Origin of the sequence: Sphingopyxis sp. YF1 (assembly GCF_022701295.1) — a bacterium.
Classification (GTDB): domain Bacteria; phylum Pseudomonadota; class Alphaproteobacteria; order Sphingomonadales; family Sphingomonadaceae; genus Sphingopyxis.
The window spans coordinates 462,960-487,318 of the sequence record NZ_CP033204.1 but is presented as its reverse complement, the minus strand read 5'-3'; the positions used below and the strand labels follow the sequence as shown (position 1 = coordinate 487,318).

The following is a 24,359-nucleotide window of genomic DNA, read 5'->3' as shown; positions in this document are numbered from 1 at the left end:
CGCCCTTCCTTACTGGATCGGCGCGTTGAGCTGGTCGGCGGTGATCTCGGCCGGTGCCGGCGGCGGCGTCTCGGTCAGCGCCGAGGCGGGCGGCATCGGCTTGTTGTCGGCAGCGACCGACACCTGGACCATGCGCGACATCACCGCGGGGGGCTCGCCCTTCTGGATCGCGTCGACATATTGCATGCCCGAAATCACCCGGCCGAACGCGGTGTAGCGGCGATCGAGGCTGAATCGCGGCTGGAGCATGATGAAGAACTGGCTGTTCGCGCTGTTCTCGCTCTCGGCGCGCGCCATCGAAACCGTCCCGCGCAGATGCGGGGTCGGATTGAATTCGGCTGCAAGGTCGGGAAGCTGCGAGCCGCCCTGCCCGGTCGCGGTCGGATCGCCCGTCTGCGCCATGAACCCGTCGATCACGCGGTGGAACTTCACCCCGTCATAGAACCCCGCGCGCGCCAGCTGCTTCAGCCGTGCGACATGGTTGGGCGCGACGTTCGGATAGAGCTGCACCACGACCCGGCCACCGGTCGAAAGGTCGATATTGAGCATATATTCGGGGTTGTTGATATATTGGTCGGGCGTCATCGCGGGGGCAACCGGCGCCGCGGTGGCCGCGGTCGCCTCACCCGCAGCGGGTGCGCTTGCGGGCGGCGGCGCCGGAATTTCTGCGGGCGGCGCAGGCTCCGCAGGAACCTCGGTCGGCACGGGCGCCGGGCTGCCTTCAGGCGCGGGGAGCGACGGCGGCGGGGGCGCCTCCTGTGCGACGGCCGAAGCCGCAAGGCCGATCGCCATCGTCGTCAGGACCAGGGAGCGGAAGGTGGATTTCATGCTGGATCGGCCTTTGTGATGAATGTCGATTTGCGCCCCGTCAGGCGCGCCCTAGCGGGAAAAAGCTGAACGCTCAATGATTGGGATCAGCCCTCGCCCTGCCGCAGACCGCGCTCGTCGATGCGCGACACCACGGCATCCTTCACCGCCGGCGTCACGAATTTGTGGATGTCGCCGCCAAAGATCGCAATCTCCTTGACCAGTCGCGAGGCGATCGGCTGCAATCCCACGTCCGCCATCAGGAACACCGTTTCGATGCGGTCGTTCAGCTGCTGGTTCATCCCCGCCATCTGATATTCATATTCGAAGTCGGCGACGGCGCGCAGTCCGCGGACGATCACGCTCGCGCCTTCGCGTTCCGCAAAGTCCATCAGGAGCGAATTGAAGCCGACGACGCGGATGTCGCCTTCGATGCTTGCGACCTCGTTGCGGACCATCGCGATGCGCTCGTCGTCGTCGAACAGCGGCGACTTGGTGATGTTCGTCGTGACCCCGATCACCAGCCGGTCGACAAGCTTTGCGCCGCGGCGGATGATGTCCATATGCCCCAGTGTGATCGGGTCGAACGTCCCCGGATAAACCCCCACGCGCATCAGCGATCCCTTTCCACGATATAGCGCGCGATGGCGCGCAGCAGCGCCGCCTCGTCGCCGAAACCCGACAGATGCGCGACGGCCTGGTCGACGAGGGCGCGCGCCTGGTCGCGCGCGCGATCGAGCCCCATCAGCGTGACGAAGGTCGCCTTGCCCGCGGCCTCGTCCTTGTGCAGCGCCTTGCCCGCGAGCGCCTCGTCGCCCTCGACGTCCATGATGTCGTCGGCGATCTGGAACGCGAGCCCGATGTCGCGCGCATAGCCGCGCAGCGGGGTGCGTCCTTCAGCCGGAATGCGCCCGAGGATTGCCCCCGCCTCGACCGAGAAAGCGATGAGCGCGCCGGTCTTGAGCTGTTGCAGCCGCGTCACGGTGGGCAGGTCGAACTGCGCGGTTTCGGCGGCAAGGTCCATCATCTGCCCACCTGCCATGCCCGCGGGCCCCGCGGCGCGCGCCAGTTCCCGGACCAGTTCGCCGCGCACGAAGGGATCGGCGTGGGTCGCCGGGTCGACGAGCCATTCGAACGCCAATGCATGGAGCGAATCACCCGCGAGCACCGCGGTCGCCTCGTCATAGGCGCGGTGCACGGTCGGCTTGCCGCGGCGCAGATCGTCATCGTCCATGCACGGCAGGTCGTCGTGGATCAGCGAATAGACATGCATCGCCTCGACCGCCGCGCCGACACGCAGGCTGGGCGCCGGATCGACGTGGAACAGGTCGCCCGCGGCGCGCACGAGCAGCGGGCGCAGTCTTTTGCCGCCGCCGATCGCGGCATGACGCATGGCATCATAGAGGCGCGCGCGCGGATCGTCGGGGACCGCGAGCAGCCGGTCGAACAACCGGTCGATATCGCGCACGACTTCGGCCTGCACCGCATCGAGCCGCGCCATATCGGCGCCGATATCTCCCTCCGCGACCATCACCGGGGTCAGCCTTCGCCGAACGGCGCGGTTCCCGCCGGCCGGCCGTCGGCGCCGAGGCTGACCTGCTCAATCCGCGCCTGCGCCGCCGCAAGCCGCGCCTCGCAATGCGCGCGCAGCGCGTGGCCGCGCTCATAGAGGGCGACCGATTGCTCGAGGCTGACATCGCCGCTTTCGAGCCGCCGTACGATCGTTTCAAGCTCGCTCATCGCGGCTTCGAACGACAAGGAGGAAATGGCAGGGTCGGGATTGTCCGTCATGGCGCCTGCTTTGGCCCCTTCGCCCCCGCGCGGTCAAGCTTGACGTCGCCCCGGGCGGCGATAGGCTCGCCGCATGTTCATCGGCCATTTCGCGCCCGCACTCGTCGCGGCGGCCCGCCCCCGGACGGCGGGGCTCGGAACGCTGTTCGTCGCGGCGCAGCTCGTCGACATCGGTTTCGCGGCGCTGCTTATCCCGGGGATCGAGGCCATGCGGATCGTTCCCGGCATCAGCGCGATGAACCCGATGGACCTTTATCACATGCCCTATACGCACAGCCTGCTCGGCAGCCTGTTGTGGGCGGCGGGGTTCGGCGCGCTGGTCTGGCTGGCGACGCAGCGGCGCGCGGCGGCGATCGGCGCAGCGCTGGTCGTGATGTCGCACTGGTTCGTCGACCTGCTCGTCCATATCCCCGACCTCACCCTGTTCGGGGCGCCACCGAAGTTCGGGTTCGGACTGTGGGACCATCCCGCGATCGCGATGCCGCTTGAAATAGCGCTGATCGGGGGCGCGCTGGTCTATTACGCCCGCAACACGCGCGCGCCGGCGGGCGATCGGCGGCTGTGGGTGCTCGCCGGCCTGCTTGCGCTGGCACAGGCGATCGACTGGTTCGGACCGAAACAGCCCGCCTATTCGATCGCGATCCCGGCGACGATGCTGATCGCCTATGCGTTGCTTGCAGGAACCGCGGCGTGGGCCGGCGCGCGCCGCCAGCCGCTGTCATCGGGCGCGCCCGCATGAAGCCGCAGGCGGTGGCTGCCTATGTCGCGACGGCCATCGTTTTCGGTATTCTCGACACGCTTTGGCTCACGCAGGTGGGCCCCAAACTCTATCGCCCCGAAATCGGCCCGCTGATGATCGACGGCTGGCGCCCCGGACCAGCGCTGACCTTCTATGCTCTCTACATGCTCGGCATCCAGATCTTCGCCGTCGCCCCCGCGCTCGACGCCGGTCGCTGGCCGGTCGCGGCTCGCCGCGGCGCCCTGTTCGGTTTCTTCTGCTACATGACCTACGACCTCACCAACCATGCGACGATGAAAATCTGGTCGCTCCGGATCACGCTCGCCGACATGGCGTGGGGAACATTCGCGACGGGCTTCGCGGCGGGCGCAGCCGCCTGGCTGGTGCTGACGCTGCTGCCGCGCAAAGGCTGACGCCCCGCGCACGGCGCAATCGCGTTTCCATCTTTTGCAATTGCCGGCCGGCATCGGACCGCTCATGCTGCACCGCACAAGAAGAGAGGGGCGAAAAGGCAAGTTTTGTTGAACCGGACAAGGACTTGCATCATGAAAAAACTCATCCTCCCCGTGCTTGGCCTGCTTGCGACCGTTCCCGCCGCCCATGCCGGCGAGACAGAGCGCCGCTTCGAGCATGAAGGCCGCGTTTACAGCTACACCGTCGGCACGGTCGGCGAACACCGCGTGATCCGCGGCGTCGAGGAACAGACCGGAAAACCCTTCACCTTGCGCGTCGGCACGTACAAGGTGCGCGGCACCGTCGGATCGCAGCAGGTCGAATTCTCGCTGAAGGACGTCAAGCCGCTCAAGGCGTCGGTCACCGTCCTCGCCGCGCGCTGATCGCTCTTCGAACGCGGGCCCCATGGTGCGAAATGCACTATGGGGTCTGTTCCTATCGCGCGCACGCGGCAAGAGCCTCCCCTCCCGAATTGGAAACACCGTGATCGCGCCGGGGCGTTCGCTGGCAAGGAGTGGTGCGCCGCGCGGGCTGATAGCCCGTGCAAGCACCGCGACGCTGTCCAGCGGGCGCCCCCGCGCGACCCCAAGGGGCGGGCCGATTTTGGCTCATTGCTGCGTTGCGAGCCAAAGCCTTGGGGGTCACGATGTATCGACATCGCTCCCTCCTCGTGCCTTGCACTGAGCCAAAATCGACTCCGTCACGGTGCTTCCAATTCGGGAGGGGAGGCTCTAAAGGCGCGCCATGACTCAGACAGCAGCCGCGCCCGCCTCCGTCATCACCCCCGAGATCGTCGCCGAACACGGCCTCTCGCCGGAAGAATATGATCGCGTCCTCGCCGCGCTCGGGCGCGAGCCGAACCTTGTCGAACTCGGCATCTTCTCGGTCATGTGGTCCGAGCATTGCAGCTACAAAAGCTCGCGCCTCCACCTCAAGAAGCTCCCCACCGAAGCCCCATGGGTGATCTGCGGTCCCGGCGAGAATGCCGGTGTCATCGACATCGGCGAAGGGCCCGACGGCAAGAAGCTCGCCGCCATCTTCAAGATGGAGAGCCACAACCACCCGTCGTATATCGAGCCCTATCAGGGCGCGGCGACCGGGGTCGGCGGCATTTTGCGCGACGTCTTCACCATGGGCGCGCGCCCCGTCGCGAACCTCAACGCGCTGCGTTTCGGGCGTCCCGACCATCCGAAGATGAAGCATCTCATCTCGGGCGTCGTCCACGGCATCGGCGGCTACGGCAATTGCGTCGGCGTGCCGACGGTGGGCGGCGAGGTCAATTTCCACAAGGCCTATGACGGCAATATCCTCGTCAACGCGATGACCGTCGGCGTCGCCGAACAGGACAAGATCTTCTATTCGGCCGCATCGGGCGTCGGCAATCCGATCGTCTATGTCGGGTCCAAGACCGGCCGCGACGGCATCCACGGCGCGACGATGGCGTCGGCAGACTTCGGCGAGGATGCCGAGGAAAAGCGCCCGACCGTCCAGGTCGGCGACCCCTTCACCGAAAAATTGCTGATCGAGGCGTGCCTCGAACTGATGGCGTCGGACGCGATCGTCGCGATCCAGGACATGGGCGCCGCGGGCCTCACCTCCTCGTCGGTCGAAATGGCGTCGAAGGGCGGCGTCGGCCTCCACCTCAAGATGGACGATGTACCGCAGCGCGAAACCGGCATGACGGCGTACGAGATGATGCTCTCGGAAAGCCAGGAACGCATGCTGATGGTGCTGAAGCCCGGCAAGGAAGAGTTTGCGCAGGCGATCTTCCACAAATGGGAACTCGACTTCGCGGTCATCGGCACCGTCACCGACACCGGCCGCATGGTGCTCGAACATCATGGCGAGATCGTCTGCGACATCCCGCTCGCGCCGCTCGCCGACGACGCGCCGCTCTATGACCGCCCGCATGTGCCGACGCCGAAGCAGGCCGAGCTGACGAACGTCCCCGAGACGAAGGACGTCGCCGCCGATCTCAGGACGCTGATGGGCACCCCCGACATTGCCAGCCGCCGCTGGATCTGGGAGCAGTACGACAGCCAGGTCGGCGCCGACACGGTGCAGACCGGCGGCGACGCCGCATTGGTGCGCATCCACGGCACCAACCGCGCGCTCGCCATGTCGACCGATTGCACCCCGCGCTATTGCTACGCCGACCCCGTCGAGGGCGGCAAGCAGGCGGTCGCCGAAACCTGGCGCAACATCAGCGCGGTCGGCGCGACCCCGCTCGCGATCACCAACTGCCTCAATTTCGCCAATCCGCAGCGCCCCGAAATCATGGGCCAGATCACGGGCTGCCTCGACGGCATGGCGCAGGCGTGCCGCGCGCTCGACTATCCGATCGTGTCGGGCAACGTCAGCCTCTACAACGAGTCCAAGGCGACCGGCGGCGGCAGCGCGATCCTGCCCACCCCCGCGATCGGCGGCGTCGGCGTGATCGAGGATCTGAGCCGCGCGGTCGGCATCGGCTTCAAACGCACCGGCGATATCGTGCTCGCGGTCGGCGAACGCGCCGGCCACCTCGGCCAGTCGGTGTGGCTGCGCGAAATTCTGGGCCGCGAAGAAGGCCCGCCGCCGCCCGTCGACCTCAAGGCCGAAAAGCGCACCGGCGACTTCATCCGCCAAGCAATCAACGCCGGCTGGATCACCGCGTGCCACGACGTCTCGGACGGCGGCCTCGCAGTAACGCTCGCCGAAATGGCGCTGAAGTCGAACATCGGCGTGCTGGTCAGCGAAGAACAGCCGTTCGGCGTCGCCGAAAGCTTCTTCGGCGAGGACCAGGGCCTTTACCTCGTTACCGTCTGCGACACCTGCCTCGCCGACTTCCTCGACGCCGCAGGCCGCGCCGACGTGCCGGTCGACCCCGTCGGACGCACGATCAAGGACCGGATCGTCTTCGAACTGGAAGGCAGTGATCATCAGGTGACGCTCGCCGAACTGCGCGAAGCGCATGAGGGGTTCTTCCCGAACCTGATGGGGGCCGACGCCGCGCTGGCGTAACACGCTCACCCGTCATCCCGGCGAAGGCCGGGATCTCGCCGGTGCGGCGAACGCAACGTTGAGATCCCGGCCTTCGCCGGGATGACGGAGGTGATTTATGAGCATCCATGTCGGCATCGGCGGCTGGACCTTCGAACCGTGGCGCGGCCCCTTCTATCCCGCGGGCCTCGCGCAAAAGCGCGAGCTTGAATATGCCGGGCAGCAGCTGACCGGGATCGAGATCAACGGCACCTATTATGGCAGCCAGAAGCCCGAAAGCTTCTCCAACTGGGCCGCGTCGGTCCCCGACGGCTTCAAGTTCAGCGTCAAGGCGTCGCGCTTCACGACCAACCGCAAGATTCTGAAGGAAGGCGCGGCCTCGATCGAGAAATTCCTGACGCAGGGGCTGACGCGGCTCGGCGACCGGCTCGGCCCGATCCACTGGCAGTTCATGGCGACCAAGAAATTCGACCGCGACGATTTCGCGGGCTTCCTCGACCTGCTGCCCGACACGCAGGACGGCCTCCCGCTCCGCCACGCGATCGAGGTCCGCCACGAAAGCTTCCGCGATCCGGCCTTCATCGCCATGCTGCGCGAGCGGAACATGGCGGTGGTCTATGCCGACAGCGACGAATTTCCGTGCATCGACGAACAGACGGCCGATTTCACCTACGCCCGGTTGCAACGCAGTCGGGAGGATGTCGAAACCGGCTATGACGCCGCGGCGCTCGACCAATGGGCCAGGCAGGCCAAGGATTGGGCCAAAGGCGGCCGCGACGTCTTTCTCTTCTTCATTGCGGGCGCGAAGGTCCGCAATCCCGCCGCGGCGCAGGCGCTGATCGCGCGGCTATGACCGCGGGTTACTCGGGCACACCGCTCGCGAAGAAGCTGTCGCTCAAGGACGGCCTGTCGGTGTGGTTCCACGCCATGCCGACCAGCGTGCGCGAAGACATCGGCGGCGTTGCACTCGACGAGCGCGCCGCGCCCGAAGCGGGGCTGCAGGCCGCGCACATCTTCATCACCGAACGCGCCGAACTCGAACACCTGCTGACCGACCTCCGCACGCTGATCGTCCCCGCGGGGTTCGTCTGGGTGAGTTGGCCCAAGAAGGCGTCGAAGGTCCCGACCGACATCACCGAGGACGTCATCCGCGCGCTCTGCCTGCCGATGGGCTGGGTCGATGTGAAGGTCTGCGCCGTCGATGCGATCTGGTCGGGGCTGAAGCTGATGATCCGGAAAGAGCTGCGCTAAGAAATCCTCCCTGTGGCGAAGCCATGGGGAGGGGGACCGTCCGCGAAGCGGATGGTGGAGGGGCCAGCGACGTCGCGTCATTGCCCCTCCGTCAGCCCTTCGGGCTGCCACCTCCCCATCGCTCCGCGACAGGGAGGAATTATTGGGTCAAGCCGCGACGGCCTTCGCCGCAAGGAAATTATACGGGTCGATGCCGCGGCTGCGGTACGCGCGGTGCGCTTCCTCGTACAACGTCGGCTTGCCGATGCCGAGCCGCGCTCGCGCGGCCTCGAGCGGTTCGGCGAGCAGCGAACGGATATCCTGCTCGATGATCGCCTTTGCCGCCTTGCCGTGACGCTGGCCCTGACGGATCGCTCCCATCACCGGCGCGTCGCCCTTGACGCGGCGCTTGAGTTCGTAACCGCCGGCATAGGCGATGAAGGCATTGCCGTAGTTTCCCGTCTGGCCATAGGTAAAGCCGAGCACGCACTGTTCACCCAGCGCGTCGCGGCCATAGCCGGTCAGAATGTGGAACAGGTCGTGCGTGTCGCGCAGGCGGTTCGCAAACCATTGCACCTGATCGTCATATTGCGGACGCCCCATCTTGTCGCTCTCGGCGACGAGGCCCGCTGCCGACAGGCCTTCGCGGCGCATGAAGGTGACATAGGCGTCGCCCACGCTGCCTGCGGGCAGCGTGCCGATCCACTCATGATCGTCGAGCAGGTCGGGCAGATAGGGTTCACTGACCATCAGCCGCCGGCCGAGGTCGCTTTCGACGAAGGCGCGCGCATCGTCCATGAAGCTTTTGCGCGGCAGTGCCTCGAAGATGTGGAACACCTGTTCGGTGTCTTCCTTGTCCTTGATCAGCTTGCGGAAATGCGACAGCGCCTTCAGCGGGCGGAATTTCTGCGGCTGGCGGTCGGGGTGGGAAAAGAGCGTGGGGGCCATGTCGGTCTCGCTGAGAATCGGTGGACGATGATCAGCTAAGCATTACTGACACAAATGTCAATAGATGCCCGGAGGGGCGAAACCGCTGGACGCGACGGCGCGGTACCCGTTAGGTCGCGGTGGCAGCAGGAGAGGCAGGCTTGACCGCGACCACAGCGACGACCGCGCGCTACGAAAGCCTCGACGCGATCCGCGGCGTCGCGGTGATGGGCATATTGGCGATGAATATTCTCGCCTTCGGCCTGCCCTTCCCCGCCTATTCGAACCCGGCCGCGGCCGGACCGCCGGGCGGCGCCGACATCGCGGCATGGTTCGTCAGTTTCGTCTTCATCGATGCCAAGATGCGCGGGCTCTTTTCGATCCTGTTCGGCGCGAGCACGCTGCTCGTGATCGAGGGCGCGACGGCGCGCGGACGCAGCGCGGCGGGCGCGCATTATGCACGCATGTTCTGGCTCGCGCTCTTCGGACTCGCCCATTTCTACCTGATCTGGTTCGGCGACATCCTGTTCCTCTACGCGATGTGCGGGCTGCTGCTCTTCCTGTTCCGGAGCCTGTCGGTCCGGGCGCTCGTCGCATGGGCCGTCGCCTTCCTCGCGATCGACATATTGCTCTTCGGTTCGGGCTGGGCTGCGATGGCGCTCGCCGAGGCGGGGCGCATGTCGCCCGCGGCGAATGCGGCGATGCAGGAGGGGCTGGCGCAGATCAATCGCGACATGGGACCGTCGACCCCCGCCTATGCAACCGACCTCACGCTCCACCTCGGCAGCTATGCACAGCTGGTGGCGCACCGGACCGGCGAGATGGGGGCCTTTCCCTTCGTGTCGCTCGGGCTGTTCGGCTGGGAAACGATCGGCCTGATGCTGTTCGGCATGGCGCTGTTCAAGACGCGCATGCTGACCGGCGAATGGGACGCCGCACGCTATCGCCACTGGGCGATGGGGTCCTTCGCCATCGCCGTGCCGCCGCTCGTCGCACTCGCCGCCTATCAGTACCGCTCGGGGTTCAGCGGCACATCGGTCTTCGGATCGACGATCGCGCTGTCGGTGCCCTTCGACGTGGTCATGGCGATCGGCTGGGCGGCGCTGATCATGCTGCTGATCGGGACCGTGGCTTCACCTGGCGCGCGCGCGCGCCTCGCGGCCGCGGGGCGCATGGCCTTCACCAATTATCTCACCACCTCGATCGTGATGACGACGATCTTCTATGGCTATGGACTGGGGCTCTATGGCGCGGTGCCGCGGGTCGCGCTCTACCTCTTCTGCATCGGCATGTGGGCGGCGATGCTGCTCTGGTCGAAACCGTGGCTCGACCGCTTTCACTACGGCCCGCTCGAATGGCTATGGCGCAGCCTCTCGCGCGGCGCGCTGCAACCGATGCGGAAGGTCGCCGTGCCTCAGTAACCGACGGCGCGGCCGAAACCCGGGGCGCGGCGCTGGACGAGCGGATTGGCCTCGCGCTCGAGCGCGGCGAGCGTCTGTTCGAACAGGGGGCGCAATTCGACCACGCGCGGCAGATATTCTTCGGGGCTGACCTGCGCCTCGACGCAGTGACGCGCGAACATTTCGATATCCTCGGCGAGTTCGGCGAGCCTCTCGGCACCGAACTGGCGCGATTCGCCCTTCAGCGTGTGCGCGGGCATGACGAGTCCGCGCGCGTCGCGCGCGCGCATTGCGTCCTCGATCGCGGCGACCGATTTGGTGCCGTCCTCGCGAAAATAGCCCAATATCCGCACAAAAGCGGCGCCGAGCTGGGTGCGCGTCGCGCGGAATTCATCCCAATCGACCAGGATATCGTCCACTCGTTTGTCCCTTGGCAGCAATTCGGTCTTTGGTCCCGATGCTGTCATGCCGCGAAGTCGGTAAAAAAGCGGTTACGGATCGGGGTCATATCATATCCGTCCCCGGAATGATCAGCCGCGGCAAACCCGCCAGCGCGCCTCGCCCTCGGCGGCGATCGTCCAGCCATGTTCGGCGGCGAGCGCCGCGGCCTCGCGTCCCGCCCGCGGATCGTCGGCAAGCAGGATCGCGGCGTCGGCATCGCGCATCGCCCGCGCGAGCCGCAGCGCCGGCCAGGGGCAACGCATGCCGCGCGCGTCGACGGTCACCGCCTCCGCATGCGTCACGCCGCGTCACTCGTCATAGGGATTGCGCGAATTGCGGAAATTGAGCCGCACCGGCACGCCCTGGAACCCCAGTTCCTTGCGCATGCCGTTGACCAGATAACGTTCGTAGCTGCCCGGCAGCGCGTCGGTGCGCGTGCCGAAGACGACAAAGGTCGGCGGCCGCGTGCGCGCCTGGGTGATGTAGCGCAGCTTGATCCGCTTGCCCCCCGGCGCCGGCGGCGGGTTCGCGGTCACCGCGCCCTCGAACCAGCGGTTGAGCCGCGCGGTCGAGACGCGATTGGTCCAGATCTCGCGCTGTTCGAACGCGACGCGCACCAGCGTGTCGATCCCCTTGCCGGTCGCGCCCGAGATGCTGAGCACGGGCACGCCCTTGACCTGCGAGAGACCGTCGTCGAGCGCGGTGCGCACCCCGTTGAACAGCGCCGAGGGGTCCTCGGCGATATCCCATTTGTTGAGCGCGACGATCAGCGCACGCCCTTCCTGAAGCACCTTGTCGGCGATGCGCAGATCCTGCGCCTCGAGCCCCTTGGTCGCGTCGAGCAGCAGCACGACGACCTCGGCGAAATCGACCGCGTGGAGCGCGTCGGCGACGGACAGTTTTTCGAGCTTGTCGACCACCTTGGCGCGCTTGCGCATGCCCGCGGTGTCGAACAGCTGGATCTCGTGGACCTCGCCGTCCTTTTCCCACTGCCAGTCGACGCGGATCGAATCGCGCGTGATCCCGGCTTCGGGCCCGGTGATCAGGCGATCCTCGCCGATCATGCGGTTGATCAGCGTCGACTTGCCCGCATTCGGGCGTCCGACGATCGCGAGCTTCATCGGGCCGAGGGGCGCATCCTCATCCTCGTCGTCCCCGATGGCCGGCAATGCTTCGGCTTCGGCCGCGTCATAGGCCTCGACGATCGGTCGCAGCGCGTCGAACAGATCGACGACGCCCTCGCCATGCTCGGCGCTCAATGCGATCGGATTGTCGAAGCCGAGCGAATAGCTTTCCATCAGGCCATTCTCGCCCTGCTTGCCCTCGGCCTTGTTGACCAGCAGGATGATCGGCGTGTCCTCGCTGCGCAGCCAGCGCGCGATTTCCTCGTCGAGCGGGGTCACCCCGGCGCGACCATCGATCATGAACAGCGCGGCATCGGCTTCGCGCACCGCTTTCTCGGTCTGGACGCGCATCCGGCCCGGCAGCGTCGCGGCGTCGTAATCCTCGAACCCCGCGGTGTCGACGATCGTGAATTTCAGACCCAGCAGTTCGGCGTCGCCCTCGCGCCGGTCGCGCGTCACCCCCGGCTGGTCGTCGACAAGCGCAAGGCGCTTGCCGACGAGCCGGTTGAACAGCGTCGACTTGCCGACATTGGGCCGGCCGACAATGGCGATCGTTGCGGATCGCGCCATGGTTTCATCCTATCTGTCCGCGCAGCCGGAGCGGCCGCGCCCCCGGTTACCGCCAGGCGGTGATGCGTCCGTCGTCCGCGAGGATGTACAGGACGTTGTTCGCGACGATCGGCGGCTGCGAGAGCGGCGTCTTGAATTCGGTCGTCGCGAGCGTCGATCCGTCGGTCGGCGAGAATTCGACGAGCTGGCCCTCGCTGTTGACGGCGATCAGCCGCCCGCCGGCGAGGATCGGCCCCGTCCAGCGGATCGGGTCCTTCTTCTTCTTCTCGGTCTCGACGCGGTAGCGCGCAAGCTGCTGGAGCCAGCGCACCTTGCCCGTCGCGCGCGCGACGCACAAAAGCTTGCCGTCGTCGGTCATCGCATAGACCCATTCGCCGACCACATAGGGGGTCGAAATGCCCGCGATCGAGATTTCCCAGATACGCTGGCCGGTGACGAGTTCGTAGCTCGCCATGCGGCCGCCCTGACCGAGCGCGAAGACGCGGCCGCGGTCGATCACCGGGTCGGCGTCGACATCGGAGAGCGTCGACACCGACAGCGCCATCGAGGTACGCGCGAGCGCATCTTCCCACAGATCGCGGCCGTTCTCGTATCGATAGGCCTGCACCTCGCCCGACGAGAAGCCGGCAACGATCGTGCTCTGTCCCGCGGCGGGCGACGCCGCGCCGAACACGCTGCCCGCCTCGAGCGACGCCGTCGCCTGCCACAGCACCGCGCCGTTCGCCGCGTTGAGCGCGAGGACCTGGTTGTCCTGCGTGATCACATAGACACCGCCATAGGCGACCGTCGGCGCGCCGCGCAGCGGCCCCGCGGGCTTGACCTTCCACAGCACCGACCCGTCGGCGGCGTTGAGCGCCGCGACGTCGCCGACCCCGCTGGTCGCATAAACGACATTGCCATCGACCGAAGCCCCGCCGCCGAACAGCGAATCCTGGAAATCCTTGCCCGTGCTGCCGATCGACGCGCGCCAGATTTCGGCGCCGGTATCGGCAGACAAGGCCGTCACTACGGCGTCGGTACCGACCACGAAGAGCCGCCCGTCGGCGACGACGGGCGCCGCGGCGAGCCGCTGCTTGTTGTTGCCGCCCGCGATGCTCGCGGTCCAGATCTGGCTGCGCGAGGCGGCGAGCGCGGGATGCCCCATCGACTTCGACGCATTGCCGCCCGACTGCGCCCAGTTCGCGTTGACCGCGGGATCGGGCAGCACGACCGCGACCGAAGCGGTGGCCTCATCGACCTTGATGCTGTTGTCGTTCGACAGGATCGACACGCGTTCGCCGACGGTCGGGGTCTTCGGCCCGCCGTCACCCTTGAACACGCCGCAGCCCGCAAGCGACAGCGCGATCAGCGCCGCGCCGGCGGCATAACCGGTTTTCCGCATTATTTCTTTTCCTCAACTGCTCCGGCGGCCGGCCCCTTGGGCGCCCCGCTGCCCTGCTTGTCCTTGGCGGCGCTTTCGTCCGCACGGTCTGCGACGGCGTCGACGCCCAGCATGCCGGCCATCTGCACGCTGCGCGATTGCAGCGAACGGGGCATGTCGGGCAGTTTGGCGATGCGGCCGTAAAGCTCGCCCGCCTGCTTGTACTGGCCGAGCTGGTAGTGCGCGATCGCCGACAGTTCGGCGGCGCTCGGGAACCAGCTCGATACCGGATCCTTGGCATCGACCAGCGGCTTCATCCGCGCGATGACCGCTTCGGGCTTCAGCGTGTCGAATTCGAAGGCGGTCTGGCGGACCAGCGCAAGATCGCGCAGCGACGGGTCGAGCTTGCTGTCCGCCGCGGCCTTGCCCATCAGCGCGGCTGCCGCCTTGAGGTCGCCGCGCTCGGCCTTCATGTTCGCCTGCTGGAAGATCGCGATCGCGCGATAGGCATCGCCGCCCTCGCTCTCGAGCTTGGCGAATTCATTGGTCGCCGCGGTCGGCTGCCCGCTCTTGAGCTTGTCGAAAGCCCCGATCAGCGCCTCGGCCTGCTCGCCGCGCTCGGTCTGCTGCAGATGACCCCAATAAAGATAGCCACCGAAGGCGAGCAGCGCCGCGATCACGCCCGCGACGATCCAGCGTCCGAACCGTTCCCAGATACTGTCGAGCCGGTCCTTGCGGACGGCGTCGTCCACTTCCTGCAAGAGGGCCGCATTGTTCGTCGGGCTCAGCGCCACGCATTTCCTCCATATACCGGGCGGGCACGGACGCACCCTCCGGTGGTTTCCTTAGCGACGCGCCCGGAAAACGCCAAGCCTTTCACTGGCCCCCGTCCCGCGCACGCGCACCGCGTCAACCAGCGTAGATCTGATCCTCGGTGGGGAATGAACGGGACCTGACTTCGTCCGCATATTCCTTGACCGCGCCGTTCACGACACCGGCCATGTCCTGGTACCGCTTCACGAACTTGGGGACGCGCTCGAACATGCCGAGCATGTCGTCGGTGACCAGCACCTGGCCGTCGCACTGCGCCGAAGCGCCGATGCCGATCGTCGGGCAGGCGACCTTCTCGGTGATCTCGATCGCGATCGATTCGAGCACGCCTTCGATGACGATCGAGAAGGCGCCGGCCTGCGCAACGGCAACCGCATCCTCGACGATCGACCGCGCCTCTTCCTCGCTCTTGCCACGCACGCCATAGCCGCCCAGAATATTGACCGCCTGCGGGGTCAGCCCGACATGGCCCATGACCGGGATGCCGCGCTGGGTGAGGAATTCAATCGTCGGCGCCAGCACCTTGCCGCCCTCGACCTTGACCGCCGCGGCGCCGGTTTCCTTGAGCAGACGCGCGGCGTTGTCGAACGCCTGTTCGGGGCTGCCCTCATAGCTGCCGAAGGGCATGTCGACGATCACCGCCGCATGATAGCTGCCGCGCACCACCGCGGCGCCGTGCAGCGCCATCATCTCCATCGTCACGCCGACGGTGTGCGGCAGGCCATAGATCACCTGCGCAAGCGAATCGCCGACGAGCAGCATGTCGCAATGCGGATCGAGCAGCTGTGCCATGCGCACCGTATAGGCGGTCAGCATGACGAGCGGTTCGCCGCCCTTGCGCTGGCGAATCCGCGGCACCGTCAGGCGCTTCATCGGCTGCGGCGTCGGATTGGCGCGGCTGGTGGAGGTGTCGAGGGTGAGCGTTTTGGGGAGCGTGGACATGGCGCGCGGCTTAGCGGTTTATGTTGCGGTGCGAAAGCGGCAAAGGCGATCGATGTAATGTCCGATTGACTCAATGTTAAAAATATCGAACATAGAGTTCGAATCACATGACATGGAGTGCCGTCGATGTCCTTTCGCGAAAAAAATCACCGGGTCACGCTGGTGACGCTTCCAATGGCCTTCGGCTCGCATCCACCCGCCGAACCGGGCCGGATCGGCGCCCCGCCCTCCCCTCTCGGCGGAGCCTCTGACCGATGATTTCCTCACCGCCCCGCCCGGCCTTCGCCGCCGAAACCGGAGAATTGCCGATGACCTATCGCGAAAAAACCACATGGCTGATCGTCGTCAGCATGATCGCTGCCTACACGCTCTATTTCGGGCTGATCATCGGCGGACACCCCGCCGGGCGCGAGATGTTTGCGATGCTCTGGCTGTTCGGCGGCATCGCTGCGACGCAGGCGCTGGTCGTCATCGCCGGATATGCCTTCCTGGCGATGACAACGCCCAAAGCGGAACGCCGCCGCCCCGACGAGCGCGACCGCGCGATAAGCCGCCGCGGCGCCGCGGCCGCCTATTATGTGTTGATGGCGGGCACGATCATGGTCGGGGTGGTGATGCCCTTCACCGACACCGGCGTGACCATCGCCAATACGGCGCTGTTCGCGATCGTGCTCGCCGAACTGGTGAACACCGCGACCGTGCTCGTCAGCTACCGGCGCGGCTGGCATGGCTAGGCCGCCCTTCACCAACGACATCCGCACGCTGCGCTTCCTTGCCGGCGAGATGACGCAGGGCGAACTCGGCGACCGCGTCGGGGTAACGCGCCAGACCATCGCGGCGATCGAACAGGGCAAATATTCGCCATCGCTCGAGGTCGCCTTCCGCATCGCGCGCGCCTTCGGAAAGCCCCTCGAAGCGGTGTTCGAATGGAGCGACGACAGCGATTGAGGATGCGCGGCCGCGCCGGCCCGGCCCGAGGCTCTCCCCGGGGTCTCGGGCCGGGCCGAAATCAATTGGCCCGACGATCGAAATCACAAAGCGTCCGGTCGCGGTTTCGCTTGGCGTAGCGCGCCTAGCGCCCGGCACTCCTCACCGCCGCGACCGCCTCGCGCGGGTTGTCGCTGAACAGGCCGTCGATCCCCGTACGAAGATAGGCATCGACCTCCGCCCCGAGGTCGCCGTGGCCCGCGGGGTTGATGCCGCCCTTGTCGCGCAGCGGCAGGAAATAATTTTCGCGACGGAAGGTCCACGGATGGACCTTGAGCCCCGCGGCGTGCGCGTCGCGGACGAGCGGGGTCGGATCGCCGAGCGTACCGAGCAAGCCGCGGGGAATGACCATCGCCTTGTTCGGCCCGATACCGTCGGCATAGGCGGCGACCGCCTTCAATCCGGCGGGCGTCGCCATCACGGCATAGCTTTGCGAGGGATCTTCGGCGGGTCCGCCCTCGCCGTCCATCAACTGGATCAGCGGCAGGTCGCTCTTCGCGCGGATCGCCTTGAGGTTGGCGACCTCGAAGCTCTGGATGAACACCGGCGCGGCGCGTCCGCGATAGCCGTACCGGTCGAGCAGCGCGAGCAGGGGCGCTTCGTGCGGCAGCCCGATCGACGCGAAATAGCCCGGGTGCTTGGTCTCGGGATAGACGCCGACCGGATGCTCGCGCCCCTTGTTCGCCGCGACCAGCAGGTCGAGAATTTCGGCGAAGGTCGGGATTGCATACTGGCCGTCATGCGCGGTGCCGCGCAGCCGTGGAATACGCTCCTTCGCGCGCAGCCGCTTCAGTTCGGCGAGGGTGAAATCCTCGGTGAACCAGCCCGCGACGTCCTGTCCGTCGATCCGCTTCGTCGCCTTGCGCGCGGCGAATTCGGGATGGTCGGCGACATCGGTCGTTTCCGAAATCTCGTTCTCGTGCCGCGCCACGAGCACGCCGTCACGGGTCAGGACCAGGTCGGGTTCGATATAGTCGGCGCCCTGTTCGATCGCGAGTGCATAGGCTTCGAGCGTATGTTCGGGTCGCTCGCCCGACGCGCCGCGGTGCGCGATGACGATCGGCGGCCTGCCGTCGAGCGTCGGAACCGGCTGCGCCGCCATCGGTTCAGCGCCGCAGGCCGCGAGCAGCAACGCCGACAGGGCGAAACGCCGCCCGATCATGCAAAGCGTTGCTGCCACTCATCGGCCGAAAAGCCCACGCTGACATCGCCCGCGGTCTCGACCACCGGCCGCTTGATCATCGCCGGCTGATCGAGCATCAGCGCCTTCGCCGACCCCGCGCCCAGCCCCGCTTTCTGTTCGTCGGACAGCTTGCGAAAGGTCGTGCCGCTGCGGTTGAGCAATTTTTCCCAGCCCAGCGCGTCGATCCACCCCTGCAATTTTCCGGGATCGAGCCCGTCCTTGCGGAAATCGTGAAAGGCATAAGGAATGCCGGCCGCGTCGAGCCAGCGACGCGCCTTCTTCACCGTGTCGCAATTGGGGATGCCGTAGAGAGTCAGTGCCATATGTCCCACGCTGGAAGCTGCCGGTTGCCGATATGCGGTGGACCCTAGGCGATGGGTGGCAGGTCGGCAATGCGGGCATTGGCGCTGGCGAGCTTGCCGCGAAGCGCGCGTGCGAAACCTTCGTGCAGCGCCGCCGCGATCTCGGGGTTGGCGCCAAGGAAGCTGCGCAGCGACGCGGCGGGAACGAACCACAGCCGCGCGTTGCTCGACAGGATCACCGTGCCGGTCGCATGCGTGCCGTCGAGCACGGTCGCCTCGCCGATCAGCGCCCCGCCGGCAAGCGACCCGACATCGGTTCCGTCGCGGCGAATCGTCACCGCACCGTCGGCTAGGTAGAAGAGGCTCGGCGCCGCCTGATCCTCGCGGATCAGCACTTCGCCGCGCCGCGCCGAAATCCAGTGTCCCTGATCCATCAGCCGCCGCGCGTTGCCGCTGCTCAGCGCGCCGAAGTGGAGCCGCCGCAATTCCTGTTCCTCGGGCGTGAAGCGGACCTGTGCGTCGCCGACCCAGAGCCGCGCGACCTGCACCGCATTGGCGATCAGGATCAGCGCGGCGAGCAGCGCATAACCCGCCCCCGGCGCGTGGAAGATCATCAGCGGCAAGGCCACGAGCGCGGCAAGCGCGAGCCCGACCCGGACATGCGACAGGCTCGACACGAAGCTGGTCGCAAGGACCAGCAGCAGCGCGCCGTACCCGAACCATGCGGGATCGAAATTCGCCATATGCATCTTTTCGTCTGAGGCCCCGCGAAGCTGGAGCACTAGGTACATCGGGGGCACTAGGTATATAAGGTTACGGATTGCCGAACAGCCCCGGTGCGCGATTGCCGCGCATAGCGCCAAAACCGTAGCAAACTAACAGTTTTTCGGCGCAAAGAAAAGGACGGGTGCGAAAAAGTCCCGCGGATGCTAGGGTCCCCGCGCTTGCCTCCGGGGTGCGTCCGCGCCATGGCGTCGGGCGATTCGGTTTTTTTGGATTTTGGTCATGACACAGCAATGGCAGCCGCACAGCTGGCGCTCGCACGAAGCCCGCCAGCTTCCCACCTACACCGACGACGCCGCGCTCGCCGCGGCCGAGCGCGAGCTTGCCGGTTATCCGCCGCTGGTCTTTGCCGGCGAAGCCCGCGATCTGACGCAGGAACTGGGCCGCGTCGCCGACGGCAAGGCCTTTCTGCTCCAGGGTGGCGACTGCGCCGAGAGCTTTGCCGAATTCCATCCGAACAACATCCGCGACACCTTCCGCGTCCTGCTCCAGATGGCGGTCGTGCTGACCTTTGCGTCCAAAATGCCGGTGGTGAAGGTCGGCCGCATGGCGGGCCAGTTCGCCAAGCCGCGTTCGGCCGACATGGAGGAAGTGGGCGGTGTCGAGCTGCCGAGCTACCGCGGCGACATCATCAACGACATCGCGTTCGAGGCCGAGGGTCGCGGCCCCGACCCGCAGCGCATGATCAAGGCGTACAACCAGTCGGCGGCGACACTCAATCTGCTGCGCGCCTTCGCCGGCGGCGGCTACGCCAATCTGCACCAGGTCAACGCCTGGACGCACGACTTCATGGACCGCAGCCCGTGGGCGAAGAAATATCAGGAAACCGCAGCGCGGATTTCCGAAGCGCTCGCCTTCATGGAAGCCTGCGGCGTGACCCCCGAGACCGTGCCGCAGATCAAGGGCACCAGCTTCTACACCAGCCACGAAGCATTGCTGCTCCCCTATGAGCAGGCGCTGACGCGGCAGGACAGCCTGACCGGCGGCTGGTACGACACCTCGGGCCATATGCTGTGGGTCGGCGACCGCACCCGCTTCGAGGGGTCGGCGCACATCGAATATCTGCGCGGCATCGGCAATCCCGTCGGCATGAAATGCGGTCCCAGCCTTGAGCCCGACGCGCTGCTGCGCCTGCTCGACACGCTGAACCCGGGTCATGTCGCGGGCCGCATGACGCTGATCACGCGCTACGGCCACGACAAGATCGAGGCGCATCTGCCCAAGCTGGTGCGCGCGGTGAAAGAATCGGGCCACCCCGTCGTCTGGTCGTGCGACCCGATGCACGGCAATGTCATCAAGACCCCCAACGGTTACAAGACCCGCCCGTTCGAGCGCATCCTCGCCGAAGTGCGCGGCTTCTTTGCCGTGCACCGCGCCGAGGGCACGCATGGCGGCGGCATCCATATCGAGATGACCGGACAGAATGTCACCGAATGCACGGGCGGCGCGATGGACGTGACCCAGATGGATCTCGCCGACCGGTACCACACGCATTGCGATCCGCGCCTCAACGCGGGCCAGTCGCTCGAACTGGCGTTCCTGCTGGCCGAAATGCTCAATCAGGAAATGAGCGAGCGCGCCAGACAGGCGGCTTGATCCCACACACCTCGTCATTGCGAGGAGCGAAGCGACGCGGCAATCCAGAGGTGCGGTAACCGCTCTGGATTGCTTCCCCCGGCTGTCGCCGGGGTCGCAATGACGAAGCTTTTAAGTCAGCGCTACTTCTCGGTCCCCGACCAAGCCTTGGTATCGGCAAACACCCGGCCGAGCGCGACGTGCAGGCCGGCGTCCTCGGCCGCGCCGCCGAGCGGAATCGCGTCGCTGAAATTGTCGCCCGCGCGGTGATAGTCGCCGCCGAGGAACGTCTCGAGCAGCGGCATGTCCGAAAAGCTGCCCCCGACCATCAGCGACGGCACGCCTTTCGCGCCGAGCGCCCAGCCGTCCTGCCGCTGGACGAAGGCATCCGCCTCGCCATCGTCATCCATCTTGCGTCCGAGCCGGGTCGCGACGTCGCGGATCACCGCATCATAGGCCGGGCGTCCGCGCCCGATCGTCGCGACCGGGGTACCGCGCGGCGAGATCGCGATGGTGTCGATGTTGAGCGCGACGGTGATGTCGGTGAGCGGCACGACCGGATGGTCGGCGAAATGATAGGCGCCCAGCAACCCCATCTCCTCAGCGGTGGTCGCCATGAAATAGATATCGCGGTCGGGGCGCGGCCCGCTCGCAAGGCGTTTCGCGACCTCGGTCAGCACCGCGATGCCGCTCGCATTGTCGACCGCGCCGTTGCAGATACGGTCGGCGTCGCCTTCGTCGCCGCAGATACCGAGATGATCCCAGTGACCAAGGTAGAGCACGGCCTTGCCGTCGGGTTTCGCACCGGGCAGTTTCGCGATGATATTGTTGCTCGCAAACGGGCGGATCGCGGTCGTCGCGCCGATGTCGGCGGTCATGGACAGCGCAAGGCCGCGATAGTCGGCCGCCTTCGCCGCCGCCATCGCCTTGTCCGGCGTCTGGCCCGCCGCCCCCAACAGCGCGGCCGCCGCCGCAGGCGACAGGAAACCGCTCACCGGCGCGCCTGGCTTGGCGCTCGCGAGCCGCACGCTGCGGTCGCCGAGCGACGCACGCAGGTCGTCCCACGGCAGCGCCTCCGACGCCACGACGAGCACTCCGGCAGCGCCCGCATCGGCGAGCATCTGACGCCGCTCGCGGTAGCGCGGCGGCTTGGTGCCGAACGGCGGATTGTCGAACAGCATCACCGCAAGCTTGCCCGCGACGTCGGCGTTCACCTTGCCCGCGCCGTCGATGCCATAGCCGACGAAGACGACCGGCACCGCCGCGCGCGTCATCGACGGATCGCGGCCGACGAGGACCAGTCCGTCCGCGGGCAGCGCGACCTCGCGCCCGCCGGCCTTGAACGCCACCGTTCCGGTCAATGGCCGGGTTTCGACGAGCGGCACCGGTTGCAGCCACGGCGTCGCGCTTCCCGCGACGGGCTCGAGCCCGGCCTTCGCCCATTCGCCGACGACATAGGCGATCGTGCGATCCTCGCCCTCGGTGCCCGGCGCACGGCCTTCGAAAGCATCGCTCGCGAGGATGCGCATATGCGCGGCGAGATCGGATTCGGTGATCGGGGCGTCGGCGGCCCTGGCGTGAAGAACGGGGGCGGCAAGGACCGTGAGGGCGACGGCCGCGATCGCGGCGCGAAACTTTATTGCGTGCATGGCGGCGCGGCATGGCATGTCCGCAGAGGCCGGGCAAGGCGCGTTTGTCGAAGGATGGTGGCTGTTGGTCTGGTCGGGGTGATCATGGGCTGGTTTTGGGATGGATTGCGGTCATCCGGTCTGGCGAGGTAAGATGCTCAGATGATACCGCCTTGGAAAGCTCATCCTGACATTCAAGCTGGCTCCGTCGGTTGGCGGATGGGCATAGGCGAAGAATATGTCATCGAGTTTGGTCAATGGTTTGGCCGCAAGCACGCTGAAGCGAAGCGACGCTATGCCGACGAGCATCCCGAGCCGGCCGGTTGGGAAGGTTTCTATGCCCGTCGAGGTGTCGCCAACATTTGAAAAACGGCCGCAATCGGTTGCTTCCCGACCTTCGTCATCCCGGACTTGATCCGGGATCCATTCCTTCAACGCTGCGAGAATGGACCCCGGATCAAGTCCGGGGTGACGATGCTATAGACATCCCCTTCCGCCCGATACCCGTCATCGCCCCGCCCGCACCAGCAGCGCCCTTGCCGCGGCGACGTGCATGTCCTCGATCATCCGCCCTTCGTGCCGCTGAGCGCCCCCGGTCGCGGCCGCGACGAGCGCTTCGGCCTCGGCGATCTCGCGTGGTGACGGCGCGAAAGCGGCGTTGCACGGATCGACCTGCGACGGGTGGATCAAGGTCTTGCCGTCGAAACCGAGCCGCCGCCCCTCGCCCGCTTCGACCGCGAAGCCGGCGGCGTCGTCGATCCGGTTGTAGACCCCGTCGAACGCCCACACCCCGCCCGCCCGCGCGGCGAGCACGATCGCCTGGATCGCATGGCTCATCGCACCACGGTTCATCCCGTCAGGCAGCCGGAGTTCGTGCGCGAGGTCGTTGAGCCCCGCGATCAGTCCGCGCGTCGCAGGATCGGCGGCGATCTCGCGCGCTGCATAGATGGCGGCAGGCGTCTCGATCATCGCGAGGAGCGGCACGCCGAGCGCACGCGCCGGATCGAGGTCCGACGGCGCATCGACCTTGGGCAGAACCACGGCATCGAGCGCCAGCCCGGCAAGGGCTTCGAGGTCGGCGGGCTGATGGTCGCTGCCGGTGCCGTTGATCCGCACCGCTACGCACTTGCCCGGAAAGCCGCTCGCAACGGCGGCGCGCATCGCGCCCCGCGCCTCGGCCTTGCGGTCGGCGGGGACAGCATCCTCGAGGTCGATGATCAGCATGTCGGCGGCGAGTCCTCGCGCCTTTTCAAGCGCACGGGCGTTCGAGCCGGGGACGTAGAGGAGCGAGCGGGGCGCAAAGTCGGTCATGCGATTTCTGTGGCGCAGGCGGGGCATTGCCGCAATAAGGAAGGCGGGTTTGCATGGATCCATTTTGCGAGAGGGGATGATCGATGGAATTCGCGCTGGCGCTGGTGGTACTGGCCCTTGTCTTCCTGATCTGGGCGCTGACGCCCGTGCGGCAGGGCTATGCCTATACGATCGAACGCTTCGGGCGTTACACGCACACCGCACAGCCCGGGCTCAACTTCATCATGCCGATCTTCGACCGCGTCGGGCGCAAGGTGAACATGATGGAGCAGGTGCTCGACATTCCGGGCCAGGAAATCATCACCAAGGACAATGCGATGGTCGCGGTCGACGGCGTCGTCTTCTTCCAGGTGCTCGACGCCGCCAAGGCGGCCTATGAAGTCAGCGACCTCTATCTCTCGATCATGAACCTGACGACGACGAACCTGCGCACCGTGATGGGTTCGATGGACCTCGACGAGACGCTGTCGAAGCGCGACGAGATCAACACGCGGCTGCTGCATGTCGTCGACGATGCGACGACGCCGTGGGGGGTCAAGATCACCCGCGTCGAGATCAAGGACATCCGCCCGCCCGCCGATATTTCGAACGCGATGGCGCGCCAAATGAAGGCCGAGCGCGAAAAGCGCGCGAACATCCTCGAAGCCGAGGGCAGCCGCGCCTCCGAAATCCTGCGCGCCGAAGGCCAGAAGCAGAGCCAGATCCTCGAGGCCGAAGGCCGCCGCGAAGCCGCCTTCCGCGACGCCGAGGCGCGCGAACGCGAAGCCGAGGCCGAAGCCAAGGCGACCCAGATGGTCTCCGATGCGATCGCCGGCGGCAACGCGCAGGCGATCAACTACTTCATCGCGCAGAAATATGTCGAGGCAGTCGGCCAGTTCGCCACAAGCCCCAATGCCAAGACAATCCTCTTCCCGGTCGAGGCGACGCAGTTGATCGGCACCTTGGGCGGCATCGGCGAACTCGCCAAGGATGCGCTCGAACGCAAGGGAGGCTGAC

General features: G+C 66.6%; 28 protein-coding genes. 11 read left to right on the top strand and 17 right to left on the bottom strand.

What is annotated here, in order from left to right:
• Positions 1–9 precede the first annotated feature (9 nt).
• From EAO27_RS02555 to EAO27_RS02540, 4 genes are all read right to left on the bottom strand, one after another.
• Complete coding sequence (locus tag EAO27_RS02555; RefSeq protein WP_242776792.1) at positions 10–828, bottom strand: peptidylprolyl isomerase; 819 nt, start codon at positions 826–828, stop codon at positions 10–12.
• Between the two features lie 86 nt (positions 829–914).
• Positions 915–1,421, bottom strand: coding sequence for a pantetheine-phosphate adenylyltransferase (gene coaD, locus EAO27_RS02550; RefSeq protein WP_242776790.1), 507 nt, complete (start codon positions 1,419–1,421; stop codon positions 915–917).
• Entirely contained in the window at positions 1,421–2,308 is an 888-nt protein-coding gene (locus EAO27_RS02545) for a polyprenyl synthetase family protein (RefSeq protein WP_242780405.1), read from the bottom strand. The genes coaD and EAO27_RS02545 overlap by 1 nt, the downstream gene beginning before the upstream one ends.
• Before the next feature lie 38 nt (positions 2,309–2,346).
• Entirely contained in the window at positions 2,347–2,598 is a 252-nt protein-coding gene (locus EAO27_RS02540; protein ID WP_242776788.1) for an exodeoxyribonuclease VII small subunit, read from the bottom strand.
• A 73-nt stretch (positions 2,599–2,671) separates the two neighbouring features.
• Between EAO27_RS02540 and EAO27_RS02535 the strand changes: the two genes are divergently transcribed.
• The 6 genes from EAO27_RS02535 to EAO27_RS02510 all read left to right on the top strand — a co-directional run bounded on the left by EAO27_RS02535 (position 2,672) and on the right by EAO27_RS02510 (position 8,020).
• Positions 2,672–3,337 (top strand): hypothetical protein, encoded by a 666-nt coding sequence (locus tag EAO27_RS02535; protein ID WP_242776786.1) that lies wholly within the window; start codon positions 2,672–2,674, stop codon positions 3,335–3,337.
• Positions 3,334–3,750 (top strand): DUF2177 family protein, encoded by a 417-nt coding sequence (locus tag EAO27_RS02530; RefSeq protein WP_242776784.1) that lies wholly within the window; start codon positions 3,334–3,336, stop codon positions 3,748–3,750. The genes EAO27_RS02535 and EAO27_RS02530 overlap by 4 nt, the downstream gene beginning before the upstream one ends.
• 132 nt (positions 3,751–3,882) lie before the next feature.
• Complete coding sequence (locus EAO27_RS02525) at positions 3,883–4,173, top strand: hypothetical protein (RefSeq protein ID WP_242776782.1); 291 nt, start codon at positions 3,883–3,885, stop codon at positions 4,171–4,173.
• A gap of 361 nt (positions 4,174–4,534) precedes the next feature.
• Positions 4,535–6,790 carry a phosphoribosylformylglycinamidine synthase subunit PurL gene (gene purL / locus EAO27_RS02520; RefSeq protein ID WP_242776780.1) on the top strand — a complete coding sequence of 752 codons (2,256 nt, stop codon included), beginning with the start codon at positions 4,535–4,537 and terminating at the stop codon, positions 6,788–6,790.
• 97 nt (positions 6,791–6,887) lie between these two features.
• Positions 6,888–7,622, top strand: coding sequence for a DUF72 domain-containing protein (locus EAO27_RS02515; protein ID WP_242776778.1), 735 nt, complete (start codon positions 6,888–6,890; stop codon positions 7,620–7,622).
• Positions 7,619–8,020 carry a DUF3052 domain-containing protein gene (locus EAO27_RS02510; protein ID WP_242776776.1) on the top strand — a complete coding sequence of 134 codons (402 nt, stop codon included), beginning with the start codon at positions 7,619–7,621 and terminating at the stop codon, positions 8,018–8,020. The genes EAO27_RS02515 and EAO27_RS02510 overlap by 4 nt, the downstream gene beginning before the upstream one ends.
• 147 nt (positions 8,021–8,167) lie before the next feature.
• On the opposite strand, the gene EAO27_RS02505 is transcribed toward EAO27_RS02510, so the two are convergent.
• Positions 8,168–8,947 carry a Coq4 family protein gene (locus tag EAO27_RS02505; RefSeq protein ID WP_242776773.1) on the bottom strand — a complete coding sequence of 260 codons (780 nt, stop codon included), beginning with the start codon at positions 8,945–8,947 and terminating at the stop codon, positions 8,168–8,170.
• A gap of 140 nt (positions 8,948–9,087) precedes the next feature.
• Here EAO27_RS02505 and EAO27_RS02500 point away from each other — a divergent pair, with 140 nt between their 5' ends.
• Complete coding sequence (locus EAO27_RS02500; RefSeq protein WP_242776771.1) at positions 9,088–10,347, top strand: DUF418 domain-containing protein; 1,260 nt, start codon at positions 9,088–9,090, stop codon at positions 10,345–10,347.
• Here EAO27_RS02500 and EAO27_RS02495 read toward each other — a convergent pair.
• The 6 genes from EAO27_RS02495 to panB all read right to left on the bottom strand — a co-directional run bounded on the left by EAO27_RS02495 (position 10,341) and on the right by panB (position 15,594).
• On the bottom strand, positions 10,341–10,793 hold the full coding sequence (locus tag EAO27_RS02495) for an Hpt domain-containing protein (RefSeq protein WP_242776769.1): 453 nt from the start codon (positions 10,791–10,793) through the stop codon (positions 10,341–10,343). The two genes, EAO27_RS02500 and EAO27_RS02495, sit on opposite strands and share 7 nt — an antisense overlap.
• 63 nt (positions 10,794–10,856) lie before the next feature.
• A complete protein-coding gene (locus tag EAO27_RS02490) occupies positions 10,857–11,069 on the bottom strand; it encodes a sulfurtransferase TusA family protein (protein WP_242776767.1) in 213 nt (70 codons plus the stop codon).
• 6 nt (positions 11,070–11,075) lie between these two features.
• Entirely contained in the window at positions 11,076–12,461 is a 1,386-nt protein-coding gene (der, locus tag EAO27_RS02485; protein ID WP_242776765.1) for a ribosome biogenesis GTPase Der, read from the bottom strand.
• Positions 12,462–12,507: 46 nt separating this feature from the next.
• The gene (locus tag EAO27_RS02480; protein WP_242776763.1) at positions 12,508–13,842 is read right to left on the bottom strand and encodes a PQQ-binding-like beta-propeller repeat protein; all 1,335 of its coding nucleotides are present in this window, start codon (positions 13,840–13,842) and stop codon (positions 12,508–12,510) included.
• Positions 13,842–14,615 carry a tetratricopeptide repeat protein gene (locus EAO27_RS02475; protein ID WP_242776761.1) on the bottom strand — a complete coding sequence of 258 codons (774 nt, stop codon included), beginning with the start codon at positions 14,613–14,615 and terminating at the stop codon, positions 13,842–13,844. Before EAO27_RS02475 ends, EAO27_RS02480 begins: the two co-directional genes overlap by 1 nt.
• Before the next feature lie 115 nt (positions 14,616–14,730).
• Entirely contained in the window at positions 14,731–15,594 is an 864-nt protein-coding gene (panB, locus tag EAO27_RS02470; protein WP_242776759.1) for a 3-methyl-2-oxobutanoate hydroxymethyltransferase, read from the bottom strand.
• 308 nt (positions 15,595–15,902) lie between these two features.
• Here panB and EAO27_RS02465 point away from each other — a divergent pair, with 308 nt between their 5' ends.
• Positions 15,903–16,328, top strand: coding sequence for a hypothetical protein (locus EAO27_RS02465; RefSeq protein ID WP_242776757.1), 426 nt, complete (start codon positions 15,903–15,905; stop codon positions 16,326–16,328).
• A complete protein-coding gene (locus tag EAO27_RS02460) occupies positions 16,321–16,542 on the top strand; it encodes a helix-turn-helix transcriptional regulator (RefSeq protein WP_242776755.1) in 222 nt (73 codons plus the stop codon). The genes EAO27_RS02465 and EAO27_RS02460 overlap by 8 nt, the downstream gene beginning before the upstream one ends.
• A gap of 124 nt (positions 16,543–16,666) precedes the next feature.
• On the opposite strand, the gene EAO27_RS02455 is transcribed toward EAO27_RS02460, so the two are convergent.
• The 3 genes from EAO27_RS02455 to EAO27_RS02445 are packed head-to-tail and all read right to left on the bottom strand — an operon-like array spanning position 16,667 to position 18,809.
• A complete protein-coding gene (locus tag EAO27_RS02455) occupies positions 16,667–17,683 on the bottom strand; it encodes a glycerophosphodiester phosphodiesterase (RefSeq protein WP_242780403.1) in 1,017 nt (338 codons plus the stop codon).
• A 56-nt stretch (positions 17,684–17,739) separates the two neighbouring features.
• Positions 17,740–18,087, bottom strand: coding sequence for an ArsC family reductase (locus tag EAO27_RS02450; protein ID WP_242776753.1), 348 nt, complete (start codon positions 18,085–18,087; stop codon positions 17,740–17,742).
• 44 nt (positions 18,088–18,131) lie between these two features.
• Positions 18,132–18,809: a cyclic nucleotide-binding domain-containing protein gene (locus EAO27_RS02445; RefSeq protein WP_242776751.1), complete on the bottom strand. Its 678-nt coding sequence runs from the start codon at positions 18,807–18,809 to the stop codon at positions 18,132–18,134.
• Positions 18,810–19,071: 262 nt separating this feature from the next.
• On the opposite strand from EAO27_RS02445, the gene EAO27_RS02440 reads away from it, so the two are divergent.
• Positions 19,072–20,445: a 3-deoxy-7-phosphoheptulonate synthase class II gene (locus EAO27_RS02440; protein WP_242776749.1), complete on the top strand. Its 1,374-nt coding sequence runs from the start codon at positions 19,072–19,074 to the stop codon at positions 20,443–20,445.
• 122 nt (positions 20,446–20,567) lie between these two features.
• Here the strand turns inward: EAO27_RS02440 and EAO27_RS02435 are convergent, their stop codons facing one another.
• The 3 genes from EAO27_RS02435 to EAO27_RS02425 all read right to left on the bottom strand — a co-directional run bounded on the left by EAO27_RS02435 (position 20,568) and on the right by EAO27_RS02425 (position 23,363).
• Positions 20,568–22,073, bottom strand: a complete 1,506-nt coding sequence (locus EAO27_RS02435; protein ID WP_242776748.1) for a M28 family peptidase — start codon at positions 22,071–22,073, stop codon at positions 20,568–20,570.
• A gap of 111 nt (positions 22,074–22,184) precedes the next feature.
• Positions 22,185–22,487 carry a hypothetical protein gene (locus tag EAO27_RS02430; protein WP_242776747.1) on the bottom strand — a complete coding sequence of 101 codons (303 nt, stop codon included), beginning with the start codon at positions 22,485–22,487 and terminating at the stop codon, positions 22,185–22,187.
• Between the two features lie 72 nt (positions 22,488–22,559).
• Positions 22,560–23,363 carry a CoA ester lyase gene (locus EAO27_RS02425; protein ID WP_242776746.1) on the bottom strand — a complete coding sequence of 268 codons (804 nt, stop codon included), beginning with the start codon at positions 23,361–23,363 and terminating at the stop codon, positions 22,560–22,562.
• A gap of 83 nt (positions 23,364–23,446) precedes the next feature.
• Here EAO27_RS02425 and EAO27_RS02420 point away from each other — a divergent pair, with 83 nt between their 5' ends.
• On the top strand, positions 23,447–24,358 hold the full coding sequence (locus EAO27_RS02420; protein WP_242776745.1) for an SPFH domain-containing protein: 912 nt from the start codon (positions 23,447–23,449) through the stop codon (positions 24,356–24,358).
• The last annotated feature ends 1 nt before the right edge of the window (position 24,359 follow it).

Coding starts and splice junctions, on each gene's coding strand:
- EAO27_RS02555 (WP_242776792.1), bottom strand. CDS start 828: ATGAAATCCACCTTCCGCTCCCTGGTCCTGACGACGATGGCGATCGGC.
- coaD (WP_242776790.1), bottom strand. CDS start 1,421: ATGCGCGTGGGGGTTTATCCGGGGACGTTCGACCCGATCACACTGGGG.
- EAO27_RS02545 (WP_242780405.1), bottom strand. CDS start 2,308: ATGGCGCGGCTCGATGCGGTGCAGGCCGAAGTCGTGCGCGATATCGAC.
- EAO27_RS02540 (WP_242776788.1), bottom strand. CDS start 2,598: ATGACGGACAATCCCGACCCTGCCATTTCCTCCTTGTCGTTCGAAGCC.
- EAO27_RS02535 (WP_242776786.1), top strand. CDS start 2,672: ATGTTCATCGGCCATTTCGCGCCCGCACTCGTCGCGGCGGCCCGCCCC.
- EAO27_RS02530 (WP_242776784.1), top strand. CDS start 3,334: ATGAAGCCGCAGGCGGTGGCTGCCTATGTCGCGACGGCCATCGTTTTC.
- EAO27_RS02525 (WP_242776782.1), top strand. CDS start 3,883: ATGAAAAAACTCATCCTCCCCGTGCTTGGCCTGCTTGCGACCGTTCCC.
- purL (WP_242776780.1), top strand. CDS start 4,535: ATGACTCAGACAGCAGCCGCGCCCGCCTCCGTCATCACCCCCGAGATC.
- EAO27_RS02515 (WP_242776778.1), top strand. CDS start 6,888: ATGAGCATCCATGTCGGCATCGGCGGCTGGACCTTCGAACCGTGGCGC.
- EAO27_RS02510 (WP_242776776.1), top strand. CDS start 7,619: ATGACCGCGGGTTACTCGGGCACACCGCTCGCGAAGAAGCTGTCGCTC.
- EAO27_RS02505 (WP_242776773.1), bottom strand. CDS start 8,947: ATGGCCCCCACGCTCTTTTCCCACCCCGACCGCCAGCCGCAGAAATTC.
- EAO27_RS02495 (WP_242776769.1), bottom strand. CDS start 10,793: ATGACAGCATCGGGACCAAAGACCGAATTGCTGCCAAGGGACAAACGA.
- der (WP_242776765.1), bottom strand. CDS start 12,461: ATGGCGCGATCCGCAACGATCGCCATTGTCGGCCGGCCCAATGTCGGC.
- EAO27_RS02480 (WP_242776763.1), bottom strand. CDS start 13,842: ATGCGGAAAACCGGTTATGCCGCCGGCGCGGCGCTGATCGCGCTGTCG.
- panB (WP_242776759.1), bottom strand. CDS start 15,594: ATGTCCACGCTCCCCAAAACGCTCACCCTCGACACCTCCACCAGCCGC.
- EAO27_RS02465 (WP_242776757.1), top strand. CDS start 15,903: ATGACCTATCGCGAAAAAACCACATGGCTGATCGTCGTCAGCATGATC.
- EAO27_RS02460 (WP_242776755.1), top strand. CDS start 16,321: ATGGCTAGGCCGCCCTTCACCAACGACATCCGCACGCTGCGCTTCCTT.
- EAO27_RS02455 (WP_242780403.1), bottom strand. CDS start 17,683: ATGGCGGCGCAGCCGGTTCCGACGCTCGACGGCAGGCCGCCGATCGTC.
- EAO27_RS02450 (WP_242776753.1), bottom strand. CDS start 18,087: ATGGCACTGACTCTCTACGGCATCCCCAATTGCGACACGGTGAAGAAG.
- EAO27_RS02445 (WP_242776751.1), bottom strand. CDS start 18,809: ATGGCGAATTTCGATCCCGCATGGTTCGGGTACGGCGCGCTGCTGCTG.
- EAO27_RS02440 (WP_242776749.1), top strand. CDS start 19,072: ATGACACAGCAATGGCAGCCGCACAGCTGGCGCTCGCACGAAGCCCGC.
- EAO27_RS02435 (WP_242776748.1), bottom strand. CDS start 22,073: ATGCACGCAATAAAGTTTCGCGCCGCGATCGCGGCCGTCGCCCTCACG.
- EAO27_RS02425 (WP_242776746.1), bottom strand. CDS start 23,363: ATGACCGACTTTGCGCCCCGCTCGCTCCTCTACGTCCCCGGCTCGAAC.
- EAO27_RS02420 (WP_242776745.1), top strand. CDS start 23,447: ATGGAATTCGCGCTGGCGCTGGTGGTACTGGCCCTTGTCTTCCTGATC.